Below are 8,145 nucleotides of genomic sequence, written 5' to 3' on the forward strand. Positions count from 1 at the left end.
CATGGCCACCGTCACGGACGACCCGGGCCTGCTGGCACCCGTGCCACAGGTCCGGGCCCCCCGCCGGGGGCTGCGGCTGCACGACGTCCGCAGCCTGCTCGGCACGCTGCCGTTCTTCGCGTACGTCGTGGTGTTCCTGGTCATCCCCACGCTGGTGGTGGCCATCGGCGCGTTCGCCGGCGACGGCGGTTTCACGACGGCGAACGTGACCGCGCTCGGCGACTCGTACGTGCTGGACGCGTTCGGGCGCAGCATCCTGCTCTCCGCGGTGACGGCGCTCATCGGCGCGGTGCTCGGCGCGGTGCTGGCATACGCGCTGGCCACCGCCAAGCCCGGCGGGCTGCTGCGCCGGGTGGTGACCGCGGCCTCCGGCGTGCTGGCCCAGTTCGGCGGTGTCACGCTGGCGTTCGCGTTCATCGCCACCATCGGCCTGTCCGGCTTCGTCACGGTGTTCCTGCGCGACCGGCTCGGGGTGGACATCTACTCCGGCGGCGTCTGGCTCTTCGAGCTGCCGGGTCTGGCGCTGGTCTACACCTACTTCCAGATCCCGCTCATGGTGATCGTGTTCCTGCCCGCCCTGGACGGCATCCGGCCGCAGTGGCGCGAGGCCACCGAGAGCCTGGGCGGCTCCACCTGGCAGTACTGGACCAGGGTGGCGGGGCCGCTGCTCGCGCCCGCTTTCCTGGGTTCCACGCTGCTGCTGTTCGCCAACGCGTTCTCCGCGTACGCGACCGCGGCCGCGCTGGTCAGCCAGGGCAACCCGATCGTGCCGCTGCAGATCCGCACCGCGCTGACCAGCGAGGTGGTGCTGGGCCAGCAGAACCTGGGCAAGGCGATGGCGCTCGGCATGGTCGTGGTGGTCGCCGTGGTGATGACCCTGTACGCCCTGCTGCAGAAGCGGACCGCCCGATGGCTGGGCTGAGGGCGCGCCGGGCCCGCCGGCAGTCGGTGTTCCGCTGGAGCGTGCTGGCCGTCATGGGCGTGTTCTTCCTGCTGCCGCTCGCCGCGATGGTGGAGTTCACCACCCGCGGCGACAGCGGCACCTGGTCGCTGCTGGTGAACTGGCCGGAGCTCAGCGAGACCTACCCCGACCTGGCCGACGGGATCATCGCGTCGCTCGGCCAGGCGCTGCTGACCGCCCTGCTGATGCTGGCGCTGCTGGTGCCGACCGCGATCTGGGTGCGGCTGCGGCTGCCCGGGCTGCGGCCGCTGGTCGAGTTCATCTGCCTGCTGCCGCTGACCATCCCGGCGATCGTGCTGGTGGTCGGGCTCGCCCCGGTGTACGCCTGGGTCAACTACTTCCTCGGCGGCTCGTCGCTGACGCTCACCTTCGCGTACACGATCCTGGTGCTGCCGTACGCGTACCGGGCGATCGACGCCGGGCTCTCCGCGATCGACGTGAAGACGCTCGCCGAGGCCGCCCGCGGCCTCGGCGCGGGCTGGTTCACCGTGATGGCCCGGGTGGTGCTGCCGAACATCCGCTCGGCCGTGCTGTCCGCGGCGTTCCTGACCGTCGCGCTGGTGCTCGGCGAGTTCACCATCGCCTCGCTGCTGAACCGCACCAACCTGCAGGTCGCGATCAACCTGCTCGGCAAGAGCAGCGCCACCATGTCGGTGGCCGTCTCGCTCGCCGCGCTGATCCTGGCGTTCGTGCTCCTGCTGCTCCTGTCCCTGTTCGGCGATCGACGGAAGGCGTCCCGATGAACGGCACGAACGGCGTCGCGGTCCACCTCAACGACCTGCGCCGCACGTTCGGCGCCGTGCACGCCCTGGACGGCCTCGACCTGCACATCGAGCCCGGCGAACTGGTCGCCCTGCTCGGCCCGTCCGGCTGCGGCAAGACCACGGCGCTGCGGGTGCTCGCCGGGCTGGAGGACGCCGACAGCGGCCGGGTCCTGGTCGGCGGCAAGGACATCACCGGCCTGCCGGCGAACCGCCGCGACATGGGCATGGTGTTCCAGGCGTACAGCCTGTTCCCGCACCTGACCGCGCTGGAGAACGTCCAGTTCGGGCTCAAGCTGCGCAAGCGGGCCGGGGGCGACCGGGCCGCGGCGATGCTGGACCTGGTCGGCATCAGCGAGCACGCCGCCCGCTACCCGCATCAGCTCTCCGGCGGCCAGCAGCAGCGGGTGGCGCTGGCCCGGGCGCTGGCGATCGAGCCGCAGGTGCTGCTGCTCGACGAGCCGCTGTCGGCGCTGGACGCCAAGGTCCGGGTGCAGCTGCGCGACGAGATCCGGCGGATCCAGACCGAGGTCGGCACCACCACCCTGTTCGTCACCCACGACCAGGAGGAGGCGCTCGCCGTCGCCGACCGGGTCGGGGTGATGCGGGACGGCCGGCTGGAGCAGCTGGCCGCGCCGGCCGCGGTGTACCTGCGCCCGGCCAGCGCGTTCGTCGCGGACTTCGTCGGGCTGAGCAACCGGCTGCCCGGCCACGTCGACGGCGCGACGGTCACGGTGCTCGGCACCCGGCTGCCGCTGGTCCAGCCGGCCACCGGCGGGCCCGCGGTGACCGCGCTGGTGCGCCCGGAATCGGTCGGGATCGTGCCGGACCCGGACGGCGCCGCCCGGGTGCTCTCCACGGCGTTCCTCGGCCCGACCAGCCGGGTCACCGTCGAGGTGGGGGAGAGCGTCGTGGTCGCCCAGGTCAGCGGGGAACTGCTGGCCGACCTGACGGTCGGCGCCCCGGTCCGGGTGGAGCTGCGCCCGGTGCCGGTGTCGCTGCAGGACTGACCGGCTTATGGCGATCACGCCGCGTGCCTTGCTCTACTGACATGTGCGCACCTACTACCGCGGGCCCGACGCGGCCGTCACCGACGAGCTGTTCATCTGGCAGGCCGGGTCCACCCGGTCCTTCGTGGTGGCCGAGCTGCGCCGGGTGAGCATGGAACGCCAGGAGCACAGCCGGCTCGGCCGGGTGGTCGTGGCGGTGCTGCTGGCCGTCGCCGGCGCGGGCTGGGTGCAGCTCGAGCTGCCGGCCCGCTGGTACGTGGGGATCGGCGCGCTCGTGGTGGGCCTGGCGGTCGCGGGCTGGCCGCCGCACACCCGGCTGTGGGCGCTGAAGGCGGCGTACCGGGGTGACGACGAGGTGACGCTCTACACCTCCGGGGATCCCCGGGTCTTCCACCAGGTGAGCCGCGCCCTGCGGCGTGCGATGGAGGATGCCCGCCAGTGACGCTCGTGCTGACGCAGACCGCGGCCGAGGTGCTGCGGGTGATCGCGTACCACGCCATGGTGGACGGCCACGGGGTCGTCACCACGGCGCTCGCCCGGATGGCCGCCGCGCGCACCGACCCGGTCTGGGCGCTGCCGGTGCTGGGCCGCGGCGCGGCGGAGACCCGCTACCGGTTCCTCCGGCTGCCCCGGCCGCCGGATGAGCCCCCGGTCGAGCCCTCCTTCCGGTACGCGGCGGAGCTGCGCGAGGCACGCTGGCGGGCGGCGGCCGGCGCGGGCGAGGAGCCGCTGGTGATGCCGGATCCGGTGTGGGGCAAGGAGTTCTGCGCCGCGCTGGACCGTGCGGAGTCGGTCGCGGTGGGCCGCTGGCTGGGCATGCCGGAGCTGCTGTTCGGCCTGCTGGACGGCCCGGACACGGCGCCGGCCTGGCAGCGGCTGCACGCCGGCGGCTTCGCGGCGGACACCACGCCGTACGCGCCGTACTTCGCCGGCGCGGAGCCGCTCGGCGCGATCGAGACCCGCGAGGCGGCCACCACACCCTGGGTGAGCCGGGTGCTGGGCCGCTTCCGGGAGCCGGCCACCGGCGGGCCGATCTTCGTCATGCTGGAGCAGGAGGCGCGCCGGCAGGCCGTCCGGCTCGGCCACGACGTCGTGCAGAGCAGCACGGTGCTGCTGGCGATCCTCGGCCTCGACGAGCAGATGCGGCTGACCGACTGCCACTTCACCGGCCGCTACTGGCGCACCAACGACGGCGCCGCCCGGCTGGCGGCCCGCGGCCTGACCCTGGAGGCCGCCCGGCGCGCCGCCGAGCCGATCGTGCTGGAGCGGGCCGCCCCGCCGTCCGGCGACCCGGCCCGCCCGATGTTCGGCGCGGGGACGCCGGCGGATCCGGTGTGGACCCGGGAGGCGATCGCCCTGCTGACCGAGGCGGGCCGGGTCGCCCGGCGCAACGGCGCCAAGGCGTACGGCACCACTCACATCGTGGCGGCCCTGGCGGAGACCCCGGCCCCGGCGGCGCAGCGCCTGCTCGCCGTCGTCGGCTGACCAAGATCACTCGGCGGAGTCGGCACGGAACGGTGCGTCGCCATTTCCGGCGGCCCCGGAAAATGCTTCTCACCGGCATTGAGCAGCGCATTCCTCGCGTTCCGGCGGGCCGCAACCTGAAGGAAACCTTTGCTGGGAAATTGCTTTGAACTCCTGCGGTGGCCGCCTCGTACTGATGGACGTCGACGACGTTTGTCCCGGGCAATAACCCCGATTCGCGCGCCGGTGGGAGACCGCCGGAGCGTTTGACGAAAGGCCGAGCATGAGTCGTGTCCACTACGGCACGCGGGCGGTTAACCGCCTGTCGCGTCGTCGGGTTCTTGCCATCGCCGCCACCGTGGGTGTCGGTGCCGCCGGCGCCAGCGTCGCCGGGCTGAGCCTCGCCGGTGAGAAGCCCGGCAAGGCCGACGGCGAGCCGCTGGTGATCTCGCTGCGGGACGCGAAGAAGGGCACGTTCGACGTGTTCTCCGGCGGCTCCAAGGTGACCCTGACCGACAAGGACCTCGCCGAGAAACTCCTCAAGGCCGTCAAGCGCGCCTGAATCGCTTCCTCACCCAGCCCCCCGATTCCTGAGTAAGGAAGAAGACTCATGTCATCGCACCGTGAAGCGCCGGAGATCAGCAAGGACCCGGTGGCCGACAGCGCCGACCTGTACGCGTTCGTGAGCCCGGACCACCCGGACACCGTGACGCTCATCGCCAACTACGTGCCGCTGCAGCTCCCGGCCAGCGGCCCGAACTTCTTCGAGTTCGGCGACGACGTGCTCTACGAGATCCACGTGGACTCCAACGGCGACGGGCGCCCGGACCTGACGTACCAGTTCCGCTTCCGGACCGAGCTGCGCAACGACCGGACGTTCCTCTACAACACCGGTCCGATCGAGTCGCTGGACAGCGAGAACTGGAACCGCCGGCAGTTCTACTCGGTGACCCGGGTGGACGCCAGCGGCAAGCAGACCGTGCTCGCCGAGAAGCTGCCGTGCCCGCCGTGCAACGTCGGCCCGCTGTCGATCCCCGACTACGACAAGCTCGCCGAGGACGCGGTGCACAAGCTGAAGACCGGCGAGAAGGTCTTCGCCGGCCAGCGCGCCGACCCGTTCTTCGTCGACCTCGGTGCGATCTTCGACCTCGGCACGCTGCGGCCGTTCCAGGACAAGCACCTGGTCGGGCAGAAGCTGTTCAACTACGCCGGCAAGGCGGTCAACGCCACCGACAAGATGAACGTGCACAGCATCGCCATCCAGCTGCCGCTGCACTACGTGCGCAAGGACGGCAAGAAGAAGGTCCGCGGGCGCGACCCGGGCGCCGTCATCGGCGTCTGGACCTCCGCGAGCCGGCGCCAGGTGCAGGTCCGGCACGGCAAGAAGGACAACGACGACGTGTACGTGGGCCCGCAGGTCCAAGTGTCGCGGCTGGGCAACCCGCTGTTCAACGAGGTCATCGTGCCGATGGCGCAGAAGGACCTGTGGAACAGCCTGCCGCCGAGCGAGGACAAGCGGTTCGCCGAGTTCGTCGAGCAGCCGGAGCTGGGCGCGCTGCTGCCGGTGCTCTACCCGGGCCTGTTCGACAACCTGGCCGAGCTGAACAAGGCCAAGAAGGCCCGGGCCGACCTGGTGGCGATCCTGCTGACCGGCATCCCGGACGGCCTGATCGACGACTTCCAGAACAACACCGGCGAGGTCCAGGCCGACATGCTGCGGCTGAACACCGCCATTCCGCCGACCAAGGAGGACCCGAACGCGTTCGGCATCCTCGGCGGCGACCTGGCCGGCTTCCCGAACGGCCGGCGGGTCGCCGACGACGTGGTGTCGATCTCGCTGCGGGCCATCGCGGGCGTGACAGTGCCGCTGGTCGACGAGAAGTTCGAGCCGGACGCCGCAGCCGCGCTGGTCGAGCAGGGACTGTCCGCCAAGGACGCCAGCTCCAAGCTGCTGAAGAAGTTCCCGTACCTGGGCGTACCGTTCGACGGTTTCAACAACCCCGAGCCGGCGGACAAGTGAGCGCGGGCGTGCACCACCACCACACCCTCGACCCGTCCGGGCAGGGCACCGTGGTGCTCAACATCGGCGCCGGCATCGGCGCGCTGGTCATCTACACCCCGGGCGGCCTGCACGGCCACGAGATCGAGGTGAGCCCGGTCGGCGACGCGTCGGCCCGGACCCACGCCGCGGTCCGCGCCCGGTACGTCCGCGACGGCGTGCTGTTCAGTGTGGTCATCGACGATCTGGCTGAGGGCCGCTACGTGGTCTGGCGCGACCCGGTGACCCCGCTGGCCGAGGTGGACGTCCGCAGCGGCGCGGTCACCGAGTACGACTGGCCGGTGCCCGCCATCGCGTAACCGGCGGTGACGCCCCTGTCGGTCTAGGGTGAGCGGATGGACACGGCAGGGGCGCCCGGTCCGGAACCCGGCCCGGGCACGCCGGACGGCGACGTGGCGGTCTGCGCCAGCCTCCGGACGACGGACGTGGAAGAGGCGGGCTCGTTCTGCCGGCGGATGTTCTACGGCCCGCTGGAGATCAAGCCCGCGGCCGGCGGCGGCGAGCCGATCGCGTTCTCCGGCGACGTGGCGCAGATCGGCCCGATCACCATCGGCGACATCAGCTACGGCGCCGAGATGTGCCTGTCCACCGGCGACCTGGAAACGGCGTACCACGTACTGGCGCCGCTGACCGGCGCGGTCCAGGTGCTGCACCGCTCGGCGGCGACCACAGCGGACCCGAGCCAGGCGGCGGTCTTCCGCCCGCTCGGCGACATCTCGCTGCGCTGGTCGGCCGACTGCCGGCTGATCAGCGTGAAGATCGAACGGCTGGCCCTGGAACGCGAGCTGGACGCGACCCTGGACCGCAAGGTCGGCTCCCCGCTCCCGCTCGGCGCGACCTTCGGCCTGGCGGGCGGCCCGGGCCGCAGCTGGCTCGGGCTGATCCGGCTGCTGCTCGGCGAGGTCCGCCAGCCGGACGGCCTGACGCTGCTGCCGACCCTGCTGCGCCGCTGGCGCGAACTGGCGGTCAGCGGCCTGGCCCAGGCGGTCGAGCACCCGTTCTCCACAGGCCAGGCGGGCCGCCCGACGGCCCGCCGCCCCCGCACGGTGAAACGCACCCTGGACGCGATGCACACGGAACCGGGCCGCTCGTTCACCGCAGCCGAACTGGCGGCAATCGCGGGGGTGGGGATCCGGGTCCTCCAGGAATCCTTCCGCCAGCACGTGGGGGTGCCCCCGCAGACGTACCTGCGCCGGTTGCGCCTGGAGGGCGTCCACGCGGAACTGAGCCGGGCGGGCCCGGGCGTGGTGAGCGTGAGCGAGGTGGCAACCCGCTGGGGCTTCACCCACCTGGGCCGCTTCGCGGGAGCCTACCGGGACCGCTACGGCGTAACCCCAAGCCAAACCCTCCGCGACCGCACCTGACCCCCAGCCCTGCGCTGGCGTGGCTGCGACGATGCCCTGCGCTGGCCCGGCTGCGACGATGCCCTGCGCTGGCCGGGCTGCGACCACGCCCCGCGCTGGCCAGGCCGCAACTATGGCCTCGCGTCGGCCCGGCTGCGACGTGCGGCCCCGCGCTCACCCTGGCCACAACCCGTGACCTCCGCGCGGACCTGGCACGCCTGTCCGAGCTCGCCCCGAGCGCCGGAATCGCGTTGCGGAATCGCGTTGCGCTCGAGCCCCGGCGAAACCCGCCCCCACACCTCCTGTGCGCTTCCACTTCGACAAGATCCACTCATCGCGCGACAAAGGGGTCGATGGAGGCGAATTCGCCATGGCAAGGCGCTTCGGTGTGGACCTTGTTGCGTGGCGGTCAGCTCCGCACCCCAACGCGACAAGATCCGCGAGGGGCCGGGTTGAGGCGGGGCGGCGCGAAGTAGGGCGACGCGAAGTAGGGCGGCGCAGGGTGGGCGGCGCGGCGCAAAGTTGTCGGAGGGTGGCGCTAGGGTCG

General features: G+C 72.2%; 9 protein-coding genes. All 9 read left to right on the plus strand.

What is annotated here, in order from left to right; genetic code table 11:
• The first annotated feature begins 1 nt into the window (after position 1).
• The 9 genes from ACIBQZ_RS29270 (at position 2) to ACIBQZ_RS29310 (ending at position 7,619) form a co-directional block, all read left to right on the plus strand.
• Positions 2-922: an ABC transporter permease gene (locus ACIBQZ_RS29270; RefSeq protein ID WP_396092028.1), complete on the plus strand. Its 921-nt coding sequence runs from the start codon at positions 2-4 to the stop codon at positions 920-922.
• Positions 910-1,704 (plus strand): ABC transporter permease, encoded by a 795-nt coding sequence (locus tag ACIBQZ_RS29275; protein ID WP_396092029.1) that lies wholly within the window; start codon positions 910-912, stop codon positions 1,702-1,704. The genes ACIBQZ_RS29270 and ACIBQZ_RS29275 overlap by 13 nt, the downstream gene beginning before the upstream one ends.
• Positions 1,701-2,732 carry an ABC transporter ATP-binding protein gene (locus ACIBQZ_RS29280; protein WP_396092030.1) on the plus strand — a complete coding sequence of 344 codons (1,032 nt, stop codon included), beginning with the start codon at positions 1,701-1,703 and terminating at the stop codon, positions 2,730-2,732. Before ACIBQZ_RS29275 ends, ACIBQZ_RS29280 begins: the two co-directional genes overlap by 4 nt.
• A gap of 43 nt (positions 2,733-2,775) precedes the next feature.
• The gene (locus tag ACIBQZ_RS29285) at positions 2,776-3,174 is read left to right on the plus strand and encodes a DUF6232 family protein (protein ID WP_396092031.1); all 399 of its coding nucleotides are present in this window, start codon (positions 2,776-2,778) and stop codon (positions 3,172-3,174) included.
• Positions 3,171-4,217 (plus strand): hypothetical protein, encoded by a 1,047-nt coding sequence (locus tag ACIBQZ_RS29290; protein ID WP_396092032.1) that lies wholly within the window; start codon positions 3,171-3,173, stop codon positions 4,215-4,217. Before ACIBQZ_RS29285 ends, ACIBQZ_RS29290 begins: the two co-directional genes overlap by 4 nt.
• A gap of 337 nt (positions 4,218-4,554) precedes the next feature.
• A complete protein-coding gene (locus ACIBQZ_RS29295; RefSeq protein ID WP_396092033.1) occupies positions 4,555-4,758 on the plus strand; it encodes a hypothetical protein in 204 nt (67 codons plus the stop codon).
• A 48-nt stretch (positions 4,759-4,806) separates the two neighbouring features.
• Complete coding sequence (locus ACIBQZ_RS29300; protein WP_396092034.1) at positions 4,807-6,216, plus strand: DUF4331 domain-containing protein; 1,410 nt, start codon at positions 4,807-4,809, stop codon at positions 6,214-6,216.
• Between the two features lie 8 nt (positions 6,217-6,224).
• The gene (locus ACIBQZ_RS29305) at positions 6,225-6,554 is read left to right on the plus strand and encodes a phospholipase (protein ID WP_396092035.1); all 330 of its coding nucleotides are present in this window, start codon (positions 6,225-6,227) and stop codon (positions 6,552-6,554) included.
• A 36-nt stretch (positions 6,555-6,590) separates the two neighbouring features.
• Positions 6,591-7,619 carry an AraC family transcriptional regulator gene (locus ACIBQZ_RS29310; RefSeq protein ID WP_396092036.1) on the plus strand — a complete coding sequence of 343 codons (1,029 nt, stop codon included), beginning with the start codon at positions 6,591-6,593 and terminating at the stop codon, positions 7,617-7,619.
• Positions 7,620-8,145: the final 526 nt, after the last annotated feature.

Origin of the sequence: Actinoplanes sp. NPDC049599, from assembly GCF_044465625.1 — a bacterium.
In the GTDB taxonomy this organism is placed as follows: Bacteria; Actinomycetota; Actinomycetes; order Mycobacteriales; family Micromonosporaceae; genus Actinoplanes.

Coding starts and splice junctions, on each gene's coding strand:
- ACIBQZ_RS29270 (WP_396092028.1), top strand. CDS start 2: ATGGCCACCGTCACGGACGACCCGGGCCTGCTGGCACCCGTGCCACAG.
- ACIBQZ_RS29275 (WP_396092029.1), top strand. CDS start 910: ATGGCTGGGCTGAGGGCGCGCCGGGCCCGCCGGCAGTCGGTGTTCCGC.
- ACIBQZ_RS29280 (WP_396092030.1), top strand. CDS start 1,701: ATGAACGGCACGAACGGCGTCGCGGTCCACCTCAACGACCTGCGCCGC.
- ACIBQZ_RS29300 (WP_396092034.1), top strand. CDS start 4,807: ATGTCATCGCACCGTGAAGCGCCGGAGATCAGCAAGGACCCGGTGGCC.
- ACIBQZ_RS29310 (WP_396092036.1), top strand. CDS start 6,591: ATGGACACGGCAGGGGCGCCCGGTCCGGAACCCGGCCCGGGCACGCCG.